We start from the raw sequence: 20,441 nt of genomic DNA on the forward strand, positions 1-20,441 counted from the left end.
GGACTGGCGCGCCGCAAGGGCGCGCCGGTCGGGGCGGATCATTCGATGCTGAACGGGAAGTACTTGTCGTTGATCTTCTTGTACGTGCCGTCGGCCTTGATTTCTGCCAGGGCCTTGTTCAGGTCGTCGCGCAGCTTGGTGTCACCCTTGCGCACGGCAATGCCGATCTTGTCGCTGTCCATCACCGGCTCGCCCTTGAACTCGAAGTTCGAGCCGTCTTTGCTCTTCAGCCACTCGTACTGCACGTACTTGTCGGCCAGGATTCCGTCGATGCGGCCGGAAACCAGGTCGAGGTAGGCGTTTTCCTGGGTGTCGTAGAGTTTGATCTCTACGTCGTCACCGTAGTTGTCCTCCAGCCAGGTGCCAGCCAGGGTGGCGCGCTGGGTGCCGATTACCTTGCCCTTGAGCGAAGCCTTGTCGGTCTTGAAGTCGACGTTCTTCGGTGCGATGAACTGCAGTTTGTTGGAGTAGTAGGGGTCAGTGAAGTCGACGGCCTGCTTGCGCTCGTCGGTGATCGACAGCGACGACACCAGGAAGTCGAACTTCTTGGCGTTCAGGGCCGGGATGATGCCGTCCCAGTCGGAGGTGACGACCGAGCACTCGACTTTCATCTTGGCGCACAGGGCGTCGCCGATGTCTTTGTCGAAGCCGACCACGTTACCGCTGGCATCCTTGTTGTTGAACGGTGGGTAGGCGGCTTCGATACCCATGCGCAGTTTTTCTGCGGCCAGGGCGTTGGCCGACATCACCAGCGTGGCAGCAGCTGCCAGGAGGAACTTCTTGTAAGTGTGCATGTATTGCTCCGTTAGCGGTGGCTGGACATGAATTGCTTGCAACGCGCCGAGGTCGGGTTCTCGAAGACCTGCTGCGGCGATCCCTGCTCTTCGACCAGGCCCTGGTGCAGGAAGACGACTTCACTGGACACATGGCGGGCAAAGCTCATCTCGTGCGTCACCAGCAGCATGGTACGGCCTTCTTCGGCCAATGCGCGGATAACGTTTAGCACTTCCTGGACCATTTCCGGATCGAGCGCCGAAGTTGGCTCGTCGAACAGGATGACCTTGGGCTTCATGGCCAGGGTACGGGCAATGGCGGCGCGCTGCTGCTGGCCACCGGAAAGCTGGGCGGGGTAGCTGTGACGCTTGTCGTAGATGCCCACCTTGTTCAACAGGGCTTCGGCGGCTTCGATGGCCTCGGCCTTGCTCTGGCCGAGCACGCGGCGCGGCGCCTCGATGATGTTGTCGAGGATCGACATGTGCGGCCACAGGTTGAAGTTCTGGAAGACGAAACCGATCTCGCTGCGCAGGCGGTTGATCTGGCGGTTGTCGGCGGCGACCAGGTCGCCGTTCTTGGCGGCCTTGAGCTTGAGGGCTTCACCGGCAACCAGGATTTCGCCCTGGTGCGGGTTTTCGAGCAGGTTGATGCAGCGCAGCAGGGTGGACTTGCCGGAGCCGGACGACCCCAGGATGGAGATCACGTCACCGTCGCGTGCGGTCAGCGAAATGCCCTTGAGAATTTCCTGCTCGCCGTAGCGTTTGTGCAGATTGCGGATTTCCAGCGCGGGCGTGGCCTGAGCCATGTGCGGTCCTCATGTGTACGGGTGCGTTCCCAGCTGTTGGCGGCCTTCCTGGCGTGCGCCACGCTAGCATAGCGGCATTATCACGGCCAACAGGGTCGCTGGGGACTCGGGGCGCTGGTGGGGCAGTTTGTCGCATCGTTGCAGCGCAACGTCGCGCGGATGTCCGCGAAGGTGTCGCCCAGCACCAGAGCCTTGATGAAAAAAGGCGCGATGGTGCCAGCTTTGGCCCGCTCATGGAAGCGGTTTTAGACCTTTCGCGGGCACGCCCGCTCCCACAGGTTCTTTAAAAGGGCTCAAATGGTTGCACCTGACCTGTGGGAGCGGGCATGCCCGCGAACGGGGGCGGCCAGGTCTTTAGGTTGTACCTCTAGGTTGCACTTTTTTGCATTGCAGCGGTGCACAGGTGTTACCGGGGAGCACCTTTGGTGCGTTTGTAAGTGGGTATTTCAGTAATCCGATGATTTGATGGTCTTTCGGTCAGCCGTTGGCCGAAAGCCCTCCAAACCGCATGCTAAAAGGGCTACCGACTTTTCTGACGAATGCATTCAGCACATGGCGCGCTTATTGCCAGTAGGAAACCGCCGATTGCAGCGACGCCCAGGTCAACCCCGGGCGCGCTCCGTAACCGCAGTCGGAGTGGTCCACTCCTTACAAAGGTAGTTTCAATGAGCGGTAACAATTCCAATGACCTCGCTCAGGGGCTCAAACAACGGCATGTGACCATGCTGTCCATCGCTGGCGTCATCGGTGCCGGCCTTTTCGTTGGCTCCGGCCACGCCATTGCTGCTGCCGGCCCTGCCGTGCTGCTGGCTTACGCTGCCGCCGGTACGCTGGTCGTGCTGGTCATGCGCATGCTGGGTGAAATGGCTGTCGCCTCGCCTGACACCGGTTCGTTCTCTACCTATGCCGACCGCGCCATCGGGCGCTGGGCCGGTTTCACCATTGGCTGGCTGTACTGGTGGTTCTGGGTACTGGTAATTCCGCTGGAGGCCAACGCCGCCGCAGCCATCCTGCATGCCTGGTTCCCTGCGGTCGACCTGTGGGCGTTCTCCCTGGTCATCACCTTGGCGCTGACCCTGACCAACCTGTGCAGCGTGAAGAACTACGGCGAGTTCGAGTTCTGGTTCGCCCTGCTCAAGGTGCTGGCGATCATCGGCTTCATCGCTGTGGGTTGTGCTGCCATGTTCGGCTTTGTGCCGAGCAGCCAGGTAAGCGGTGCCAGCCACCTGTTCGACACCCAGGGCTTCATGCCTAACGGCCTGGGCGCGGTGCTGGCAGCCATGCTGACCACCATGTTCTCGTTCATGGGTACCGAAATCGTTACCATCGCCGCTGCCGAGTCGAAGGACCCGGGCAAGCAGATCAGCCGCGCCACCAACTCGGTGATCTGGCGTATCTGCCTGTTCTACCTGGTGTCGATCTTCCTGGTCGTGGCCCTGGTGCCGTGGAACGACCCGGCCCTGGCCGAGACCGGTTCCTACCAGACCGTGCTGAGCCGCATCGGCGTGCCGAATGCCAAGCTGATCGTCGACATCGTCGTGCTGATCGCCGTGACCAGCTGCCTGAACTCGGCGCTGTACACCTCGTCGCGCATGCTGTTCTCGCTGAGCAAGCGTGGTGACGCCCCGGCCATTGCCCAGCGCACCACCAAGTCGGCTACCCCGCATGTGGCGGTTCTGCTGTCCACTGCAGCGGCCTTCCTCTGTGTGTTCGCCAACTTCGTGGCCCCGGCCCAGGTGTTCGAGTTCCTGCTGGCCAGCTCTGGTGCCATTGCGCTGCTGGTGTACCTGGTGATTGCCGTGTCGCAGCTGCGCATGCGTGCCCAGCGTGAGGCCCGCGGCGAGAAGATCACCTTCAAGATGTGGCTGTTCCCGGGCCTGACCTGGGCGACCATTGCCTTCATCATTGCCATTCTGGTGGTAATGGCGCTTCGTGAGGACCACCGCGCCGAAATCATCGCGACAGCATTGCTGAGCATTGGTGTGGTGGCGGCTGGCTTGCTGGTGCACCGCAAGCGTGAAGCTGCCGGGCGGGTGGCGCTGGACAACTGATCCGCGCTGGCTGAAATGAAAAGGCCGCGTCCTGTGAAGGGCGCGGCCTTTTTTGTTGCCTGTTCCGGCCCTTTCGCGGGCTTGCCCACAGGGACGGCATTGCCTTCGGGCCTGTGGTGTTCATGTGGGAGCCGGCTTGCCGGCGATAGGGCCCGGGCAGGTTATCCAGCCCTGTCAGCCAAACTGCTTCTGCTGCTGTTGCTGCTTGGCAACCAGCTCCGAAGCCGCCACATAGGCTGCCTGGAACTCATCGCTCTCCAGCCAGGCCATGGTGGCCTCTTCGTCGGCCCCGTCCAGCCATTTGCGGTAGGCATTGAACACCAGCACGATGTAGTCGGTGGCGTGTTCTTCCTTGTGCCCCTTGAGCACCAGGGCCAGCAGCGGGTCTACCAGGAACACCGAAATCATCGGCACCAGGCCGCCTTCCTGGGCTTCCTTCATTTTCTTGAACAGCGGGTCGTAGCTGCCCGATTCCATGGCCTTGTTGTACACCTGCTCGATGCTGGCGCTGTCGCCAGCGCTGGCCTTGACTGCCTGGCCGCTGCGTACCATGCGGTTCTGCTTGGCCTTGCTGGCGGCGCGCTTGGCGCGTTTCTGTTGCTTGGTGGGGGTGGCCATGGGGTGAATCCTTGGTGGGGCGGAAATTGCGCGTATTGAAGCGCAGCAGGCACGCCGATTCAACTGGCCTGCGGCTCTGCCTCATCTTCCTCGAAACCTCGCGACGCCCGACCGACCAGCAACTCATCCGGCGCATGCGCCACACTGTGGTTCTTCCCCGGATAATCCAGCGAATGCAGGAAGTGCCGGATGCAATTGATCCGCGCACGCTTCTTGTCATCGGACTTGATCACCGTCCATGGCGCATCGGCAGTATCGGTATGGAAGAACATCGCCTCCTTGGCTGCGGTGTAATCTTCCCACTTGTCCAGCGACTTGATGTCGATGGGCGACAGCTTCCAGTGCTTGAGCGGGTCGTCCCGGCGCGAGATGAAGCGGCGCAGCTGCTCTTCGCGGTTCACCGAGAACCAGTACTTGAACAGCAGGATGCCGCTGTTGCACAGCATGCGCTCCAGCTCCGGCGCCTGGCGCATGAACTCCAGGTACTGCAGTGGCGAGCAGAAATCCATCACCTTTTCGACGCCGGCGCGGTTGTACCAGGAGCGGTCGAAGAACACCATTTCACCTGCCGTGGGCAGATGCTGGATATAGCGCTGGAAGTACCACTGGCCTTTTTCCTGCTCGGAAGGCTTTTCCAGGGCAACGATGCGAGCACCACGAGGGTTGAGGTGCTCCATGAACCGCTTGATGGTGCCGCCCTTGCCTGCGGCATCGCGCCCTTCGAACAGGATCACCACGCGCTGGCCGGTTTCCTTCACCCAGCTCTGTACCTTCAGCAACTCGATCTGCAGCGCGTGCTTGGCCTTTTCGTAGTCCTGGCGACGCATGCGGGTGCGGTAGGGGTAGCTGGCCGGCAGGTGGGCCGAGGTGCTGTCTTCGTTGCTGCCCTTGGGGGCGGTGGCGACTTCCAGTGCAGCAGGTTGCTGGCTGATGCTGGTGATCGTCGGCTCCGGCTTGCGCTGGCGTGGGCGACGCGTGCGGGCTGGGGTGATGGCGGGCTCGCTGGGGGCGGGGAGCAGGAGGGGGGATTCTTCGCTCATGGAGGTCCTTGCGGGTCGAGTCGGATGTCCATCTGGCATTTTAAGTCGAGCGATCGGCGGCACTTTGATATCGGTCAACGGCGCGTCCACAAACAGTTTGAAACAGCTACAAATTGAATGTAGTGTGAACTGCGGTTTACATTTTTCTCATGCGCACACTAATTCAAACCGAAACCTTCCGAAGGTGGTTCGCTGCTTTACGGGATCCGCGGGCAAAGGCCCGGATAAACGTCAGGCTGCGTCGAGTGGAGCTTGGAGTGATGGGGGACTGTAAACCGGTTGCCGAGGGAGTATCCGAGCTTCGGATCGACTATGGTCCGGGTTATCGGGTGTATTTTGTTCAACGAGGCTATGAAGTGATCATCCTCCTGGCGGGTGGCGATAAAACCAGCCAGGCCAGAGATATCAAATCTGCCCTCAAGCTGGCACGCGACCTTTAGGAGGCCGCCATGACAAATATCAAGCTGACCAAATGGGACGCTGTAGACCATTTGAAGACAGAGGAAGACATGGCCCTCTACCTTGAGGCCTGTCTTGAAGAAAACGATCCAGCACTGCTTGCTGCTGCCCTGGGTGATATCGCTCGTGCCCGGGGTATGGCTCAGTTGGCGCGTGATACCGGCCTGACACGAGAAGGGTTGTATAAGGCGTTGTCTGCAGAGGGTAACCCGAGTTTGGCGACCATCATGAAAGTGATGGCGGCCCTCGGGGTCAGGCTTCATGCCGAGGTGCTGCCGCGCGCGGCGGGGTAAGGTTTAGCGATCGGGAGGGGCAGTAACGGCAGGTAACTGCCGAGCCTCCAGCAAAAATGACAGACAACAAAAAACCCGCACTAGGCGGGTTTCTTGTTGTCGCTTCGGGTAACTTTGCAACCACCAGAAGCTTGAAGGTGGTGCCCAGAGACGGAGTCGAACCGCCGACACGAGGATTTTCAATCCTCTGCTCTACCGACTGAGCTATCTGGGCGACGAGGTGAATTAAATAGACTTTCAGACCGCTCGTCAACGACTTTTTGAAAAAATTTTAAATTAATTCCGTCGCTTACGTTCCGTGGGGTCATTCCGAGGGTGGAACGTAGCCTTCCGCCTGGGCGTATTCTTCGCCGGCGAAAAACTTGTCCATCTCGCCCTGGAGGAATTTGCGGTCCTCGGCGTTCATCATGTTCAGGCGCTTTTCGTTGATCAGCATGGTCTGGTGCTTCTGCCAGTCAGCCCAGGCTTTCTGCGAGATGTGTTCGAAGATGTCCTGGCCCTTGGCGCCGGGGTAGGGCGGGCGCTCCAGGCCTGGCAGTTCTTCTTTGTACTTGCGGCACATCACGGTGCGGGTCATCGGGCGTCTCCTGCAATCAGTTCGTCGGCCGCGCGTTTGAGCAGCTTTTTCACCGGGGCGGCGAGGCCCAGGCGCGGCGGGGTGGCGAGGTTATACCAGAGCCAGTCGGCCTCGGCCACGTGCTGGCCGACCGGGTCGACGCGCACCAGCCAGGGCTCGATCGCCAGCTGGAAGTGGCTGAAGGTATGGGTCAGGCCGTCCATGGCGCGGCTGTCAGCCAGGCGCAGGCCGTGCTGGTAGGCCAGGTCGTCGAGCTGGGCAATGTCGTCCAGTTCCGGCAGGCTCCACAAACCACCCCACAGGCCGCTGGACGGGCGGCGGTAAAGCAAGATGGCGCCTTCGTGGTTGGCCAGCAGCGGCATCAGCGTGCGGCGCTGCGGCAGTGCCTTGCGCGGCTTGGGCTCGGGGTAGCGGGTTTCTTCACCGTGCAGGTGCGCTTCGCAGCCGCGCTGCAGCGGGCAGATCAGGCAGCTGGGCTTGCTGCGGGTGCACAGCGTGGCACCCATGTCCATCATCGCCTGGGTGTAGTGGTTGGCTCGCTGCCGTGGGGTAAAGCGTTCGGCCGTGGCCCACAGCTGGTTGGCCACCTTGGGTTCGCCGGGGTAGCCGGCCTGGGCGGTGTAGCGGGCCAGCACGCGCTTGACGTTGCCGTCGAGGATCGGTGCGCGGATGCCCATGCTGATGCTGGCGATGGCGCCGGCGGTGGAGCGGCCGATGCCAGGCAGCTCGGTGAGCTGCTCGACACTGCGCGGGAATTCGCCGCCATGCTGTTCGACCACGATCTTCGCGGCCTTTTGCAGGTTGCGTGCCCGGGTGTAGTAACCCAGGCCTGTCCACAGGTGCAGCACTTCGTCCTCCGGCGCCTCGGCAAGGGCCTGCACGGTCGGCAGGGCCTGCATGAAGCGGTCGAAGTAGTTGAGTACGGTGCTGACCTGGGTCTGCTGCAACATGATTTCCGACACCCACACCCGGTACGGGTTGATGCCCTGTTGCCAGGGCAGGTCGTGCCGACCGTGTTCGTCATACCAATCCAGCACTGCGCTGGAGAACTGCTCGGGGCTCATCGCTTGAACAGCCCCTTGAGCGCGTCTTTCAATTCCGGGCTCACTTTGTCTCCGAGTTTTTCATCGATCTTGTCTTGCAGACGATTGCCGGCCACCTTGGCGGCAACCTTGCCCAGGCCGTCCTGGTCCAGGCGGCAGGCTTTGGCGCCCAGCTCCAGCGGGCCGCGGCAACGCAGCGGTATTTCGACACCGACATAGCGTTCGTTGACCTGGCAGGCCGGGTCCGGCATGGCGCGCTGGTCGCCTTCGACGACCACGCCAACGTTGTAATCCATGCCCAGTACACGCAGGTCGAGGTCACCATGGCCATTGACGGTCAGGCCCGGAATGCGCGCCTTGAGGTCCGGGTTGTTGGCGACGCCATTGCGTACTACCAGGCTGCCACGCAGTTCCTGGAACGGGGTGTCCTTGCCACGCGGCTCGCCGCTGAGCGACTTGCGGTTCAGCGTGGCGATGGCCTTGCACAGTTGCTGTTCCAGATTGGCATTGACCAGCACGCCATCGTTGATGACGAAGTTGGCGTTGCCGTTGAGGGTGTCGACCAGGGCCTTCTGGCTGTTGCCGGTGGCGGTCAGGTCGCTGGTCAGGGTCAGCAGGCCTTTGACCGGTGGCGTCTGTTCCTTGCCCTCGGTCTTGATGAAGTGTTCCACCGGCACCCGCTGGATGCTGGTGTTGACGCCCAGTTGCGGCACGGCAGGGCGCACATCGACGGTGCCTTTGGCCTCGAAGGTGCCGTTGTACAGCTCACCGCGCAGGGTTTGCAGGGTCAGCAGGCCGCCCTGGCCAATGGCCTTGAGCTGGGCGTCCTCAATCGGCAGTTTGTCCAGGGTCAGCGAGCCGAAGGCCAGGTCGGCCTGTAGGTCGAGGGCGCGCAGGCGGTCGACCGGCAGCAGCTTGTCGTCGCTCCAGGCGACCTGGGTCGGGGCGTTGGGGAGCGGCGTGGTGCCAGGGCCGGCGACCGCGGTGGCTTCCTGTTGCTTGACCTCGGCCTGACGCGCGGCGGTGGCGCCTTTGGCCTCTTCACTCTTGGCCGGCAGGTAGCGGTCGGCGTTGAAGGTGTCACCCTTGAGCTGCAGGCGCAGGGCCTGTTTGGCGAAGTCTTCGACGGCCACGCGGCCAGTGAAGGTGCTGTCGTCCAGCTTCACCGCCAGGTCTTCCAGGGCCAGGCTGTTCGGCGTGCCCTGCAGGCGGGTGACCAGTTCCAGCTTGGCGAAGGCCGCCGGGTCGTTGGTGGCCGGCAGCGGGCGGCCGATGCTGTCGAGGAAGGTGCGCAGGTCGAACTGGGCGATGGACAGGCCGCCGCTCAGCTGCGGTGCCTTGTCCAGGTCTCGCAGGTTCAGCTCGCCCAGGGCGCGCAGCTGGTTGGCCGAGACTTTCAGGCCGTTCCACGAGGCGACATTGGCGGCCAGGTCGACCAGCAACTGGCCTTGGGCGGCGAAGGTCACGGTCTTGCCGCCGGTGGGCTCACCCGAGGTTTCGCCCGACAGGCGCATGTCTTCGAAGTTGTAGCGCTTGAGCTTGCGGTCGAAGCGCAGCTCGCCGGCCAGTTCGGTGCGGGCCTTGATGTTCGGCTGGCTGGCGCTGAGGAAAGCGCTGGCCTTGAGCGGAATGTTCGCCCCTTCGTGGACCGGGCCGGTGCTCAGCTGGATGCTTTCGGCGCTGTAGCTCTGGCCGGTCTTGGCATCGGTGTACTGTACGCGGGCGTTGTTCACGGTCAGGCTGTCGATGTCAAGCTTGACGGCGCGTTCGTTGCTGGCGACCGGTGGCGACGCCTGTTCGGCCGGTGCCTGGGCTGGAGCACTGGCCTGCTCATCGGCACTGGCGCCGTTCTGCGCGGGCAGCGGTTTACCGATGTCTTCCCAGTTGCCATGGCCCTCTTCGTCACGGGCCAGGGTCAGGTTCAGGCCCTCGACGCGCACGTCGCTCATCTGCACTTCGCGGCGCAGCAGTGGCAGCACACGTACAGAAAGCCCGAGCATCTGCAGGTCGGCGAACGGCTCCTTGGGTTTGTTCAAGGTGGCGATGCTCGCATCGTGCAACTCCAGGCCCAGCCACGGGAACAGACTCCAGCCTATGTCACCGTTGAGGGTCAGCTCGACGTGAGCCTTGTCACGTGCCAGCTGGCGAATCTCGTCTTTGTAGTCGTTGGGATCGAAGAGGTGGGTCAGGGCGAAGCCCAGCGCCACGATGATCAGCAGCAACCCGAGAAGCCCAAGTCCCAGGATTTTGCCGAACGCTTTCATGGGCGAGTCCTTGTAGTCCGTTTTTGAAATTCAAGCGCCAGAGTATAGCGCCGCAGTGGTTACCCCTGCGTATTCGACTAGAGATACGGGGCATTTCCTACGCGTACAGCAGATGGTACGGCTTTCGACAGCCATGATTTTGTCAGTTCCGAATGTGTGGCCTGTACTGGCCCTATCGCCGGCAAGCCAGCTCCCACAGGGATCCCGCTGTCCCCGAGGTCGGTGGGATCCCTGTGGGAGCTGGCTTGCCGGCGATAGGGCCGGTATAGGCAACATGACCGTTTCAGCCGAGCAAAAATTAACGATATCAGATTGCTTTCACGCTACTTGATACTGCTACCCTTGCGCCGCTTTGCCTGCACCCTCCCTATAAGAAGGATCTGATCCATGAGCAGTACCGTCGCGGCGGGGACCTTGGCCAGTGCGCCAGGCTTCCTGTCGAAGGAGCGCATCATCGCCCGTCCGGGCTTCAACCGCTGGCTGGTCCCACCGGCCGCCCTTGCCATTCATCTGTGCATCGGCATGGCCTATGGTTTCTCGGTGTTCTGGCTGCCGCTGTCGCAAGCCCTAGGCATCACCGCCCCGGTCGCCTGCGCGGCGGACATGGGCTTCATGGCCCGTATGTTCAGCGCCGAATGCGATTGGCCGATTTCCATGCTGAGCTGGATCTACACCCTGTTCTTCGTCTTCCTCGGTTGCTCGGCGGCCGTGCTGGGTGGTTGGCTGGAACACGCCGGCCCGCGCAAGGCTGGCCTGGTGTCGGCGCTGTGCTGGTGCGGTGGCATGCTGATTTCGGCGATTGGCGTGAAAACCCATCAGCTGTGGCTGATGTGGCTGGGTTCCGGCGTAATCGGCGGTATCGGCCTGGGCCTGGGCTACATCTCGCCGGTGTCGACCTTGATCAAGTGGTTCCCGGACAAGCGCGGCATGGCCACCGGCATGGCGATCATGGGCTTCGGTGGCGGGGCCATGGTCGGTGCACCGCTGGCCACCGCGCTGATGGGCCATTTCGGCAATGCGCAGGAAGTGGGCGTGTGGCAGAGCTTCGTCGTCATGGCGGCGATCTACTTCGTGTTCATGACCGCTGGTGCCCTGGCGTATCGCGTACCGCCAACCGGCTGGAAGCCCGAAGGCTGGAGCGCCCCAGTGAAGAAAGCTGGCAACACCATGGTCACCGACCGCCACGTTCACGTCAGCGTGGCCTGGAAGACCCCGCAGTTCGCGCTGATCTGGCTGGTGCTGTGCCTGAACGTGTCGGCGGGTATCGGCATCCTCGGCATGGCTTCGCCGTTGCTGCAGGAAGTGTTCGCCGGCAAGCTGCTGGGCAACGGGCTGAGCTTCAGCGAGCTGAACAGCGCCCAGTTGGCGCAGATTGCCGCGATCGCCGCCGGCTTCACCGGCCTGCTGAGCCTGTTCAACATCGGCGGGCGGTTCTTCTGGGCGTCGTTCTCGGACTACATTGGCCGCAAGAATACCTATTTCGCCTTCTTTGCCTTGGGCGTGGGCTTGTACAGCCTGGTGCCGAACATGGGGCACCTGGGTAACGTGGCGCTGTTCGTGGCGGCGTTCTGCATCATCCTGTCGATGTACGGTGGTGGTTTTGCCACGGTACCGGCCTACCTGGCCGACCTCTTCGGTACGCAGATGGTCGGCGCAATTCATGGCCGCCTGCTGACTGCCTGGGCGGCGGCGGGGGTGCTGGGGCCGGTGCTTATCACCTACCTGCGCGAGTACCAATTGGCGGCCGGGGTGGAGCGTGCGGCTGCTTATGACATGACCCTGTACATCCTCGCCGGCCTGCTGGTGCTGGGCTTTGTCTGCAACATGCTGGTACGACCGGTGGCCGACAAGCACTTCATGAGCGATGCCGAACTGGCTGCCGAGCGAGCTTTGAGCCATGACAAGGGCGCCGATGGGGCGCGCTCGCTGGAGTGGAAAGCGGCGCCGGGTAGCCTGCCGCTGGTGCTGCTGGCCTGGGCAGTGGTGGTGGTGCCGTTGGCCTGGGGCGTTTGGATTACCCTGCAGAAGACGGCTGTGCTGTTCCATTGATTGGGGGCGCTTTGCGCCCCTTTCGCGACACAAGGCCGCTCCCACAGGTGACCGCATGCCTCTGTGTGTGTGGGCCTTGGGTCGCGATAGGGCTGCAAAGCAGCCCCAGGCCACCCGGTTGTATAGACCTGTAACGGTATCCAGCCTACGTAATTCCTCGTTCTGCCATATGTCATCCGCGTTTCAAGCCGGCGCGTTCTAGGCCTATAATGAAGCCCTTTTCGCCTAATGATTTTGCGGAGCTGGTGATGGTCGAACGTAAGGCTTCCGTCGAGCGCAATACCCTGGAAACCCAGGTCAAGTGCTCGATCAACCTCGATGGCAGTGGCAAGGCCCGATTCGATATCGGTGTGCCTTTCCTTGAACACATGCTGGACCAGATTGCCCGCCATGGGCTGATCGATCTGGATATCGAGTGCAAGGGTGACACGCATATCGACGATCACCATACCGTCGAAGACGTCGGCATCACCTTGGGCATGGCATTTGCCCAGGCCATCGGTGACAAGAAGGGCATCTTCCGCTACGGCCACGCCTATGTGCCGCTGGACGAAGCGCTGTCGCGCGTGGTCATCGACTTCTCCGGTCGCCCGGGCCTGCAGATGCATGTGCCGTACACCCGCGCCAGCGTCGGCGGCTTCGATGTCGACCTGTTCCAGGAGTTCTTCCAGGGCTTCGTCAACCACGCCCTGGTCACCCTGCACATCGACAACCTGCGTGGCCACAACACCCACCACCAGATCGAGACCGTGTTCAAGGCTTTCGGCCGCGCCCTGCGCATGGCCATTACCCTCGACGAGCGCATGGCCGGGCAGATGCCTTCCACCAAAGGGTGCCTGTAAATGCAGACGGTAGCCGTAATCGACTATGGCATGGGCAACCTGCACTCGGTGGCCAAGGCGCTCGAGCATGTAGGTGCCGGCAAGGTGCTGGTCACCAGTGATGCCACGGTCATCCGCGAAGCCGACCGCGTGGTATTCCCGGGCGTGGGCGCGATTCGCGACTGCATGGCAGAAATCCGCCGCCTGGGCTTCGACAGCCTGGTGCGTGAAGTCAGCCAGGACCGCCCGTTCCTCGGCATCTGCGTGGGTATGCAGGCACTGCTCGACCACAGCGAAGAAAACGACGGTGTCGACTGTATCGGCCTGTTCCCCGGCCAGGTTCGCTTCTTCGGCAAAGACCTGCAGGAAGACGGCGAGCACCTGAAGGTGCCGCACATGGGCTGGAACGAAGTCGGCCAGACCAACGACCACCCGCTGTGGCACGACATCCCCGATCGTGCGCGGTTCTACTTCGTGCACAGCTATTACATCAATGCCGGCAAGCCGGCCCAGGTGGTCGGTCGCGGCCATTACGGTGTCGATTTCGCCGCTGCACTGGCCGATGGCTCGCGCTTTGCCGTGCAGTTCCACCCGGAGAAGAGCCATACCCATGGCCTGCAGCTGCTGCAGAACTTCGTCGCCTGGGACGGGCGCTGGTAAATGAGCAGGTCGAAGACCAAGGCCCCGGTCATCACCCTGGCCCCTGAGCAGGAGCGCGAAGCGCTACACACGCTCAAGCGCTTCCTCGAAGACCGTTTCGAGCTGGAGCTGGGGTCGTTCGAAGTGGCCGAAGTCCTCGAACTGTTCAGCAAAGAAATTGCACCCCTTTACTACAACAGGGCGATTGCCGATGTTCAGCTGCACCTCAAGGAGCGGTTCGAGAGCATCGAAAGCGATCTGTGGGCGCTCGAGAAGCCCTGAAACCCCAAGAACAGACAGGTTCCCAAGATGCTGATTATCCCCGCTATCGATCTGAAGGACGGTGCCTGCGTGCGCCTGCGCCAGGGCCGCATGGAAGACTCCACGGTATTTTCCGACGACCCGGTGAGCATGGCCGCCAAGTGGGTCGAGGGTGGCTGCCGCCGCCTGCACCTGGTCGACCTCAACGGCGCCTTCGAAGGCCAGCCGGTCAATGGTGAAGTGGTCACTGCCATTGCCAAGCGCTACCCGACTTTGCCGATCCAGATTGGCGGCGGTATTCGCTCGCTGGAAACCATCGAGCACTACGTCAAGGCCGGCGTCAGCTATGTGATCATCGGCACCAAGGCGGTCAAGCAGCCGGAGTTCGTTGCCGAAGCGTGCAAGGCCTTCCCAGGCAAGGTCATCGTCGGCCTGGACGCCAAGGACGGCTTTGTCGCCACCGACGGCTGGGCTGAAGTGAGCTCGGTTCAGGTCATCGACCTGGCCAAGCGTTTCGAGGCCGATGGCGTCTCGGCGATCGTCTACACCGACATCGCCAAGGACGGCATGATGCAAGGCTGCAACGTGCCGTTCACCAAGGCGCTGGCAGAAGCCACTTCGATCCCGGTGATCGCCTCGGGCGGCATCCACAATCTGGGCGACATCAAGGCCCTGCTGGACGCCAAGGCCCCGGGCATCATCGGCGCCATCACCGGCCGTGCCATCTACGAAGGCACCCTCGATGTCGCCGAGGCCCAGGCCTTCTGCGACAACTACCAAGGCTGAGGACTGAACCATGGCACTGGCCAAGCGCATCATCCCTTGCCTGGACGTGGACAACGGCCGGGTGGTCAAGGGCGTCAAGTTCGAGAACATCCGTGATGCCGGCGACCCGGTGGAAATCGCCCGTCGCTACGACGAGCAAGGTGCCGACGAAATCACCTTCCTCGACATCACTGCCAGCGTCGACGGCCGCGACACTACCCTGCATACCGTCGAGCGCATGGCCAGCCAGGTGTTCATCCCGCTCACCGTGGGCGGTGGCGTGCGCACCGTGCAGGACATCCGCAACCTGCTCAATGCCGGTGCCGACAAGGTCTCGATCAACACGGCCGCGGTGTTCAACCCAGAGTTCGTCGGCGAGGCCGCGGACCGTTTCGGTTCGCAGTGCATCGTCGTCGCCATTGATGCCAAGAAGGTGTCCGGGCCGGGCGAAGAACCACGCTGGGAAATCTTCACCCACGGCGGGCGCAAGCCGACCGGGCTGGATGCCGTTGAATGGGCGAAGAAGATGGAAGGCCTGGGTGCTGGCGAGATCCTGCTGACCAGCATGGATCAGGACGGCATGAAGAACGGCTTCGACCTGGGTGTTACCCGTGCGATCAGTGATGCGCTGGGTATTCCGGTGATTGCCTCGGGCGGTGTGGGTAACCTGCAGCACTTGGCTGACGGCATTCTGGAAGGGCATGCCAGTGCGGTGCTGGCTGCCAGTATCTTCCACTTTGGTGAGTACACGGTGCCGGAAGCCAAGGCCTACATGGCTTCGCGCGGGATCGTCGTTCGCTGACCCATTGTTGGGAGGGCTTTGCCCTCCTTTCGCGACACAAGGCCGCTCCTACAGGGATATGCGTTCCCCTGTAGGAGCGGCCTTGTGTCGCGAAAGGGCCGCAACGCGGCCCCAATGGCATCAACCGTGGTTCTTGCCGAGCAATGCGTGATAAAGCTCGGTATCCCCAAGTATCCCCACCACCTTGTCGTTATCCTGCAACACCAGCTTGTTGCCGGTCTGATAACGAATCTGTAGCGCCTCGCGCATTCCGATGTCGGCATTTACCAACGTTGGGCGGCGGCCCAGCAGCTCCACATCCTGCCCTGGTGCCCAGTTCTGCAGGTCAAGCCCGTTCTGCCCCTGGCGTGCGCGCTTGATCGAGCCGCCTTCGCCAAGGTCCAGCCACGAGTCAATGCCGGGGTCCAGGCACACCGAACCGTTCACCCGCTTGCAGTTGTCCAGGCTGCGCATCAGGCTGCGCCCGCACAGCACGTTCAGTGGGTTGGTATGGGCGACAAAGGTACGCACATACTCGTCGGCCGGGTTGAGCACGATCTCTTCCGGCTTGCTGTACTGGATGATCCGCCCGTCCTTCATGATGGCGATGCGGCTACCCAGTTTCAGTGCCTCGTCCAGGTCGTGGCTGACGAACACGATGGTCTTGCTCAGCTTGGCCTGCAGGCCAAGCAACTCGTCCTGCAGGCCCTGGCGGATCAGCGGGTCCAGTGCCGAGAACGGTTCGTCCATCAGCAGGATGTCGGCATCCATCGCCAGCGCCCGGGCCAGGCCCACGCGCTGCTGCATGCCGCCAGACAGTTCGTCCGGCTTCTTGTTGCGCCACTGGGTCAGGCCCACCAGTTCGAGCTTCTCGTCTACCAGCTTGCGCCGTTCCTTCTCGGGGCGGCCCTGCATTTCCAGGCCAAAGCTGATGTTCTCGCGCACCGTCAGCCAGGGCATCAGGGCGAATTTCTGGAACACCATGGCAATGCGCTTGGTGCGCATCATCTTCAGTTCGGCCGGGGTGCAGTGGGCAATATCGATGTGCTTGCCTTCGTGCTCGACGAACAGCTTGCCGCGGCTGACGGTGTTCAGGCCGTTGATGCAGCGCAGCAAACTCGACTTGCCCGAGCCGGACAGGCCCATCAGCACGCAGATCTCGCCCTTCTGGATATCCAGGTTGGCCTTCTCGACACCCACAACCAGGCCGGTCTGTTTGAGAATCTGCTCGCGGGTCTGGCCTTGGTCGAGCAGCGCCAGCGCTTCGCGCGGCTTGTTGGAGAAGATGACGTCGACGTCTTCGAAACGAATGATGCTCATGCTTCACCCCTTACCGGCAGGTCCGGTTGCTTGCAGATACGGTCGAGCATGATCGCCAGCAGCACGATCGCCAGGCCCGCTTCGAAGCCCAGGGAAATATCGGCGGTGTTCAGTGCGTTGACCACAGGTTTGCCCAGGCCGTCAGCGCCGACCAGGGCGGCGATCACCACCATCGATAGCGACAGCATGATGCACTGGGTAACGCCGGCGGCGATGCTTGGCATCGCGTGCGGCAGTTCGATACGGGTGAGCAGCTGGCGCCGTGAGCAGCCAAAGGCCTTGCCGGCGTCCATCAGCTCCTGCGGGACGTCGCAGATGCCCAGATAGGTGAGACGGATCGGCGCGGCGATGGCGAACACCACTGTCGAGATCAGCCCCGGCACCACACCCAGGCCGAACAGGGTCAAGGTGGGGATCAGGTAGACGAAGGTAGGTACCGTCTGCATCAGGTCGAGTACCGGGCGCATGGCGGTATAGAACATCGGTTTGTGCGCGGCGACGATGCCCAGTGGCACGCCGATGGCCACGCAAACCACCGTGGCGAAGGTGACCTGCGCCAGGGTTTCCATGGTTTCCTGCCAGTAACCCAGGTTGAGGATCAGCAGGAACGACAGGGCGACGAATGCGGTCAGCGCCCACTTGCGCTGGATGAAATGCGCCAGGGCGGCGAACAGAGCGATGAGCACGAACGGATTGAAGAAAGTCAGGGCACTGGTTACGCCATGGATCATGAACTCCAGGCCTTGCGCGATGGCGTCGAAGTAATTCGCGCCGTTCTGGGTCAGCCACTCGACGAACGACGCGATGTACTGGCCCAGGGGTATTTTCTGATCGATAAGCATGATAGCGAGCTTCCACCTGCATAGATTGAACTCAACCCGGGGCAGGCACGGTCCTGCCCCGAGGTAGCGCTATTGCGTATTTCGTTATTGCGTCAGCTTGGCCTTGGCCGCCTCAAGGCCGGGTTTGCCATCCACGGTGGTTACGCCGGCCAGCCAGGCATCCAGTTTGCCAGGGTTGTCCTTGAGCCACTTCTTGGCAGCCGCCTCGGGTTTCATCTTGTCGTCCAGGACATAGCCCATCATGGTGCTTTCATCCTTGAGCTCGAACGACAGGTTCTTCAACAGCTGGCCAACGTTGCTGCATTCCTGCACATAGCCCTTGCGGGTGTTGGTCAATACGGTCGCCTTGCCGAAGTCGGGGCCGAAGAATTCGTCTCCGCCGGTCAAGTACTGCATCTTGAAGCGGGTGTTCATCGGGTGCGGTTCCCAGCCGAGGAACACGATGGCCTCGCCGCGTTTCTGCGCTCGGTCGACCTGCGACAGCATGCCGGCCTCGCTGGACTGAACGATCTTGAATCCGGCGTCCTTCAGGCCGAAGGCGTTCTTGTCGATCATGCTCTGGATGGTGCGGTTGCCATCGTTGCCGGGCTCGATGCCGTAGATCTTGCCGTCCAGTTCCTGCTTGAACTTGGGAATGTCGCTGAAATCCTTCAGGCCCTTGTCATACAGCGCCTGGGGCACTGCCAGGGTGTACTTGGCGTTTTCCAGGTTGGCGCGCACGGTTTCCACGGTGCCGGCGTCGCGATACTGCTTGATGTCGTTCTCCATGGTCGGCATCCAGTTGCCGAGAAACACGTCCAGGTCCTTGCCGGTGGCCAGCGACTTGTAGGTCACCGGTACCGAGATCATGGTGGTGTGGGTCTTGTAACCCAGTGCTTCGAGCACAACGCTGGTGGTCGCGGTAGTGACCGTGATGTCGGTCCAGCCGACATCCGAGAACCGTACCGTCTGGCATTGCTCGGGTTCGGCGGCCTGGGCCAGCAAAGGCGCGGACAGCAACGCAACCAGCAACAGCGAGGGTGAACCTTTCATGGATGGACTCCTGTGATTTTGTCTTCGGGTTCGCGTGGGTCGCCGGGCTTTCTCAGGGTCCGGTCGACCAGGCCTGCAGAGGGCAGGATGCGTGGCCGTGCTTTACGAGTCGCTTTCGATAATCCTCCAGCGCCGGGCAATCGCCTACTGGTGGGGTCGTAACCAGTACGGAACGGGTCGTATCCAGTATGGGCGATGTCGTTTATGGATTTTTCCACCCCCTCAGCCGCATTTTTACGTCACCAGGCCGCCGTAAAGCGGCGTGGCAAGGGCAGCTCCCCGGTTGAAAACAGCGCGGCGCTGCTGGACAAAAGTACGTCGGTTGCAGACGGCGAGGGGGTTGGTAAAAGCCCGATGATGCGTGCATTCAAGGCGGCCCGCTGCTTCAGCCTAGCAGTTGCCCCGCCCTGCGCATGGCGCGCAGAGACAAGCCCAGCAAGAGGTGATTCGACAATGGCCATCAGCGTGTTCGACCTGTTCAAGATCGGTGTCGGGCCCTCCAGCTCCCACACCGTAGGCCCCATGCGTGCTGGCGCCCTGTTCGTCCAGGGCCTGCGCGAACGCGGCGAGCTGGAACGTGTGAAGCGGATCGAAGTGCGCCTGTATGGCTCGCTGTCGGCCACAGGTGTGGGGCACGGCACCGACAATGCCACCATCATGGGCTTGATGGGTGAATGGCCTGACGCCATCGACCCGACCCAGATCGTGCCGCGTATAGCCGACCTGCGCGAAACCAACACCCTGCAGCTGGACAGCCGCCTGCCCATCGAATTCGTCTGGGCCCGCGACATGCTGTTGCTGGACGAGAATTTGCCGTACCACCCCAACGCCATGACCCTGGTTGCCGAAGGCGAACAGGGCGAGCTGCACCGCGACACCTACTACTCGGTGGGTGGCGGCTTCGTGGTCGATGCCGCCCAGGCCGCCAGCGGCGTGCTGGATGCTGACCAGACGGTGCTGCCTTACGATTTCAATAGCGCTGCCGAACTGCTGCGCCTGTGCAAGCAAAACGACCTCAGCGTGTCGCAATTGATGATGGCCAACGAGAAGGTCTGGCGCAGCGAGGAAGAGATCCGCGCCGGCCTGCACAAGCTCTGGGAAGCCATGCAGGAATGCGTCAACAACGGCCTCAAGTACGAAGGCACGCTGCCCGGCGGATTGAACGTGCGCCGCCGCGCCGCCAAGCTGCACCGCAGCCTGCAGGAAATCGGCAAACCCAACGTGATCGGCTCGACCATGAGCGCCATGGAGTGGGTCAACCTGTTCGCCTTGGCGGTCAATGAAGAAAACGCTGCCGGCGGGCGTATGGTTACCGCACCGACCAACGGTGCGGCGGGCATCATCCCGGCGGTGTTGCACTACTACATGCGCTTCAGCGATGCGGTGGACGAGTCCAGCGTGGTCGACTTCTTCCTCGGTGCTGCCGCGGTGGGCATCCTGTGCAAGAAGAACGCCTCGATCTCTGGTGCCGAAGTGGGTTGCCAAGGGGAAGTCGGTTCGGCTTGCGCCATGGCAGCGGCGGGGCTTGCCGAAGTGCTGGGCGCGACCCCGCCACAGGTGGAGAACGCTGCCGAGATCGCCCTGGAGCACAACCTGGGCCTGACCTGCGACCCGGTCGGTGGGTTGGTGCAGGTTCCGTGCATCGAGCGCAACGCGATTGCCGCGGTCAAGGCCATCAACGCTGTGCAGATGGCCCTGCGTGGTGACGGCGAGCACTTCATTTCCCTCGACCAGGTGATCCGCACCATGCGCGATACCGGGGCCGACATGCACGACAAGTATAAAGAGACTTCGCGCGGTGGTTTGGCGGTCAGCGCGATCGAGTGCTGATAGCTTGACCGGACCTCAAGGGCCTCTTCGCGGGTGAAACCGTGAAGAGGCCCTTGAGTTTGACGCAGGTGCAGCACAGCCCCCCAATGCATCCTTATGGTGCAGTGCGACGCATACCAATCGTCGGGTGTCGTAATCAGTGCGGGCATTGTCGGTGACACTCAAGAGTGTCGTTTC

General features: G+C 62.1%; 20 protein-coding genes and 1 tRNA gene. 10 read left to right on the top strand and 11 right to left on the bottom strand.

Features of this window, described 5'->3' with window-relative positions; translation table 11 throughout:
• Positions 1–38: 38 nt before the first annotated feature.
• Complete coding sequence (locus E5221_RS01810) at positions 39–794, bottom strand: ABC transporter substrate-binding protein (RefSeq protein WP_046614504.1); 756 nt, start codon at positions 792–794, stop codon at positions 39–41.
• An 11-nt stretch (positions 795–805) separates the two neighbouring features.
• A complete protein-coding gene (locus E5221_RS01815) occupies positions 806–1,579 on the bottom strand; it encodes an ABC transporter ATP-binding protein (protein ID WP_003257472.1) in 774 nt (257 codons plus the stop codon).
• Positions 1,580–2,244: 665 nt separating this feature from the next.
• Between E5221_RS01815 and gabP the strand changes: the two genes are divergently transcribed.
• Positions 2,245–3,630, top strand: coding sequence for a GABA permease (gene gabP / locus E5221_RS01820; RefSeq protein ID WP_025337364.1), 1,386 nt, complete (start codon positions 2,245–2,247; stop codon positions 3,628–3,630).
• A 174-nt stretch (positions 3,631–3,804) separates the two neighbouring features.
• Here the strand turns inward: gabP and E5221_RS01825 are convergent, their stop codons facing one another.
• Positions 3,805–4,248 (bottom strand): hypothetical protein, encoded by a 444-nt coding sequence (locus E5221_RS01825; RefSeq protein WP_013970488.1) that lies wholly within the window; start codon positions 4,246–4,248, stop codon positions 3,805–3,807.
• A 59-nt stretch (positions 4,249–4,307) separates the two neighbouring features.
• On the bottom strand, positions 4,308–5,288 hold the full coding sequence (gene ppk2, locus E5221_RS01830; RefSeq protein WP_061550701.1) for a polyphosphate kinase 2: 981 nt from the start codon (positions 5,286–5,288) through the stop codon (positions 4,308–4,310).
• Between the two features lie 149 nt (positions 5,289–5,437).
• On the opposite strand from ppk2, the gene E5221_RS01835 reads away from it, so the two are divergent.
• Positions 5,438–5,728, top strand: a complete 291-nt coding sequence (locus E5221_RS01835) for a type II toxin-antitoxin system RelE/ParE family toxin (RefSeq protein WP_061550702.1) — start codon at positions 5,438–5,440, stop codon at positions 5,726–5,728.
• Between the two features lie 9 nt (positions 5,729–5,737).
• Positions 5,738–6,040 carry an addiction module antidote protein gene (locus E5221_RS01840; RefSeq protein ID WP_015268632.1) on the top strand — a complete coding sequence of 101 codons (303 nt, stop codon included), beginning with the start codon at positions 5,738–5,740 and terminating at the stop codon, positions 6,038–6,040.
• A gap of 138 nt (positions 6,041–6,178) precedes the next feature.
• On the opposite strand, the gene E5221_RS01845 is transcribed toward E5221_RS01840, so the two are convergent.
• The 4 genes from E5221_RS01845 to E5221_RS01860 form a co-directional block, all read right to left on the bottom strand.
• Positions 6,179–6,254: transfer RNA gene (locus tag E5221_RS01845), tRNA-Phe, on the bottom strand.
• 90 nt (positions 6,255–6,344) lie between these two features.
• Positions 6,345–6,617 carry an oxidative damage protection protein gene (locus E5221_RS01850; protein ID WP_003257478.1) on the bottom strand — a complete coding sequence of 91 codons (273 nt, stop codon included), beginning with the start codon at positions 6,615–6,617 and terminating at the stop codon, positions 6,345–6,347.
• The gene (gene mutY, locus E5221_RS01855; RefSeq protein WP_182329366.1) at positions 6,614–7,681 is read right to left on the bottom strand and encodes an A/G-specific adenine glycosylase; all 1,068 of its coding nucleotides are present in this window, start codon (positions 7,679–7,681) and stop codon (positions 6,614–6,616) included. Before mutY ends, E5221_RS01850 begins: the two co-directional genes overlap by 4 nt.
• Complete coding sequence (locus E5221_RS01860) at positions 7,678–9,924, bottom strand: AsmA family protein (protein WP_232880988.1); 2,247 nt, start codon at positions 9,922–9,924, stop codon at positions 7,678–7,680. Before E5221_RS01860 ends, mutY begins: the two co-directional genes overlap by 4 nt.
• A 387-nt stretch (positions 9,925–10,311) precedes the next feature.
• On the opposite strand from E5221_RS01860, the gene E5221_RS01865 reads away from it, so the two are divergent.
• From E5221_RS01865 to hisF, 6 genes are all read left to right on the top strand, one after another.
• A complete protein-coding gene (locus tag E5221_RS01865; RefSeq protein WP_015268635.1) occupies positions 10,312–11,973 on the top strand; it encodes an OFA family MFS transporter in 1,662 nt (553 codons plus the stop codon).
• Positions 11,974–12,221: 248 nt separating this feature from the next.
• Positions 12,222–12,815, top strand: coding sequence for an imidazoleglycerol-phosphate dehydratase HisB (gene hisB / locus E5221_RS01870; protein WP_003255736.1), 594 nt, complete (start codon positions 12,222–12,224; stop codon positions 12,813–12,815).
• The gene (gene hisH, locus E5221_RS01875) at positions 12,816–13,454 is read left to right on the top strand and encodes an imidazole glycerol phosphate synthase subunit HisH (RefSeq protein WP_013970493.1); all 639 of its coding nucleotides are present in this window, start codon (positions 12,816–12,818) and stop codon (positions 13,452–13,454) included.
• Complete coding sequence (locus E5221_RS01880; protein ID WP_003257483.1) at positions 13,455–13,715, top strand: DUF2164 domain-containing protein; 261 nt, start codon at positions 13,455–13,457, stop codon at positions 13,713–13,715.
• Positions 13,716–13,742: 27 nt separating this feature from the next.
• Entirely contained in the window at positions 13,743–14,480 is a 738-nt protein-coding gene (gene hisA, locus E5221_RS01885; RefSeq protein ID WP_003257484.1) for a 1-(5-phosphoribosyl)-5-[(5-phosphoribosylamino)methylideneamino]imidazole-4-carboxamide isomerase, read from the top strand.
• 10 nt (positions 14,481–14,490) lie between these two features.
• Positions 14,491–15,261, top strand: coding sequence for an imidazole glycerol phosphate synthase subunit HisF (hisF, locus tag E5221_RS01890; RefSeq protein ID WP_013970495.1), 771 nt, complete (start codon positions 14,491–14,493; stop codon positions 15,259–15,261).
• Between the two features lie 120 nt (positions 15,262–15,381).
• Here hisF and choV read toward each other — a convergent pair whose 3' ends face one another.
• The 3 genes from choV to E5221_RS01905 all read right to left on the bottom strand — a co-directional run bounded on the left by choV (position 15,382) and on the right by E5221_RS01905 (position 18,434).
• Positions 15,382–16,560 (bottom strand): choline ABC transporter ATP-binding protein, encoded by a 1,179-nt coding sequence (choV, locus tag E5221_RS01895; protein ID WP_003257485.1) that lies wholly within the window; start codon positions 16,558–16,560, stop codon positions 15,382–15,384.
• Positions 16,557–17,405, bottom strand: a complete 849-nt coding sequence (gene choW / locus E5221_RS01900) for a choline ABC transporter permease subunit (protein ID WP_169774667.1) — start codon at positions 17,403–17,405, stop codon at positions 16,557–16,559. The genes choV and choW overlap by 4 nt, the downstream gene beginning before the upstream one ends.
• Positions 17,406–17,486: 81 nt before the next feature.
• Complete coding sequence (locus E5221_RS01905) at positions 17,487–18,434, bottom strand: choline ABC transporter substrate-binding protein (RefSeq protein WP_003257486.1); 948 nt, start codon at positions 18,432–18,434, stop codon at positions 17,487–17,489.
• Positions 18,435–18,887: 453 nt separating this feature from the next.
• On the opposite strand from E5221_RS01905, the gene E5221_RS01910 reads away from it, so the two are divergent.
• Positions 18,888–20,264, top strand: coding sequence for an L-serine ammonia-lyase (locus tag E5221_RS01910; protein ID WP_039613186.1), 1,377 nt, complete (start codon positions 18,888–18,890; stop codon positions 20,262–20,264).
• Positions 20,265–20,441: the final 177 nt, after the last annotated feature.

Origin of the sequence: Pseudomonas sp. A2 (assembly GCF_023100865.1) — a bacterium.
Lineage (GTDB): Bacteria > Pseudomonadota > Gammaproteobacteria > Pseudomonadales > Pseudomonadaceae > Aquipseudomonas > Aquipseudomonas asiatica.

Bases quoted from the DNA above. Each gene is read 5' to 3' on its own strand.
- E5221_RS01835 (WP_061550702.1), top strand. From the start codon at position 5,438: ATGCGCACACTAATTCAAACCGAAACCTTCCGAAGGTGGTTCGCTGCT.
- E5221_RS01910 (WP_039613186.1), top strand. From the start codon at position 18,888: ATGGCCATCAGCGTGTTCGACCTGTTCAAGATCGGTGTCGGGCCCTCC.
- E5221_RS01880 (WP_003257483.1), top strand. From the start codon at position 13,455: ATGAGCAGGTCGAAGACCAAGGCCCCGGTCATCACCCTGGCCCCTGAG.
- choV (WP_003257485.1), bottom strand. From the start codon at position 16,560: ATGAGCATCATTCGTTTCGAAGACGTCGACGTCATCTTCTCCAACAAG.
- E5221_RS01850 (WP_003257478.1), bottom strand. From the start codon at position 6,617: ATGACCCGCACCGTGATGTGCCGCAAGTACAAAGAAGAACTGCCAGGC.
- mutY (WP_182329366.1), bottom strand. From the start codon at position 7,681: ATGAGCCCCGAGCAGTTCTCCAGCGCAGTGCTGGATTGGTATGACGAA.
- hisA (WP_003257484.1), top strand. From the start codon at position 13,743: ATGCTGATTATCCCCGCTATCGATCTGAAGGACGGTGCCTGCGTGCGC.
- E5221_RS01840 (WP_015268632.1), top strand. From the start codon at position 5,738: ATGACAAATATCAAGCTGACCAAATGGGACGCTGTAGACCATTTGAAG.
- E5221_RS01905 (WP_003257486.1), bottom strand. From the start codon at position 18,434: ATGAAAGGTTCACCCTCGCTGTTGCTGGTTGCGTTGCTGTCCGCGCCT.
- hisF (WP_013970495.1), top strand. From the start codon at position 14,491: ATGGCACTGGCCAAGCGCATCATCCCTTGCCTGGACGTGGACAACGGC.
- gabP (WP_025337364.1), top strand. From the start codon at position 2,245: ATGAGCGGTAACAATTCCAATGACCTCGCTCAGGGGCTCAAACAACGG.
- hisB (WP_003255736.1), top strand. From the start codon at position 12,222: ATGGTCGAACGTAAGGCTTCCGTCGAGCGCAATACCCTGGAAACCCAG.
- E5221_RS01815 (WP_003257472.1), bottom strand. From the start codon at position 1,579: ATGGCTCAGGCCACGCCCGCGCTGGAAATCCGCAATCTGCACAAACGC.
- hisH (WP_013970493.1), top strand. From the start codon at position 12,816: ATGCAGACGGTAGCCGTAATCGACTATGGCATGGGCAACCTGCACTCG.
- E5221_RS01825 (WP_013970488.1), bottom strand. From the start codon at position 4,248: ATGGCCACCCCCACCAAGCAACAGAAACGCGCCAAGCGCGCCGCCAGC.
- E5221_RS01810 (WP_046614504.1), bottom strand. From the start codon at position 794: ATGCACACTTACAAGAAGTTCCTCCTGGCAGCTGCTGCCACGCTGGTG.
- E5221_RS01865 (WP_015268635.1), top strand. From the start codon at position 10,312: ATGAGCAGTACCGTCGCGGCGGGGACCTTGGCCAGTGCGCCAGGCTTC.
- E5221_RS01860 (WP_232880988.1), bottom strand. From the start codon at position 9,924: ATGAAAGCGTTCGGCAAAATCCTGGGACTTGGGCTTCTCGGGTTGCTG.
- ppk2 (WP_061550701.1), bottom strand. From the start codon at position 5,288: ATGAGCGAAGAATCCCCCCTCCTGCTCCCCGCCCCCAGCGAGCCCGCC.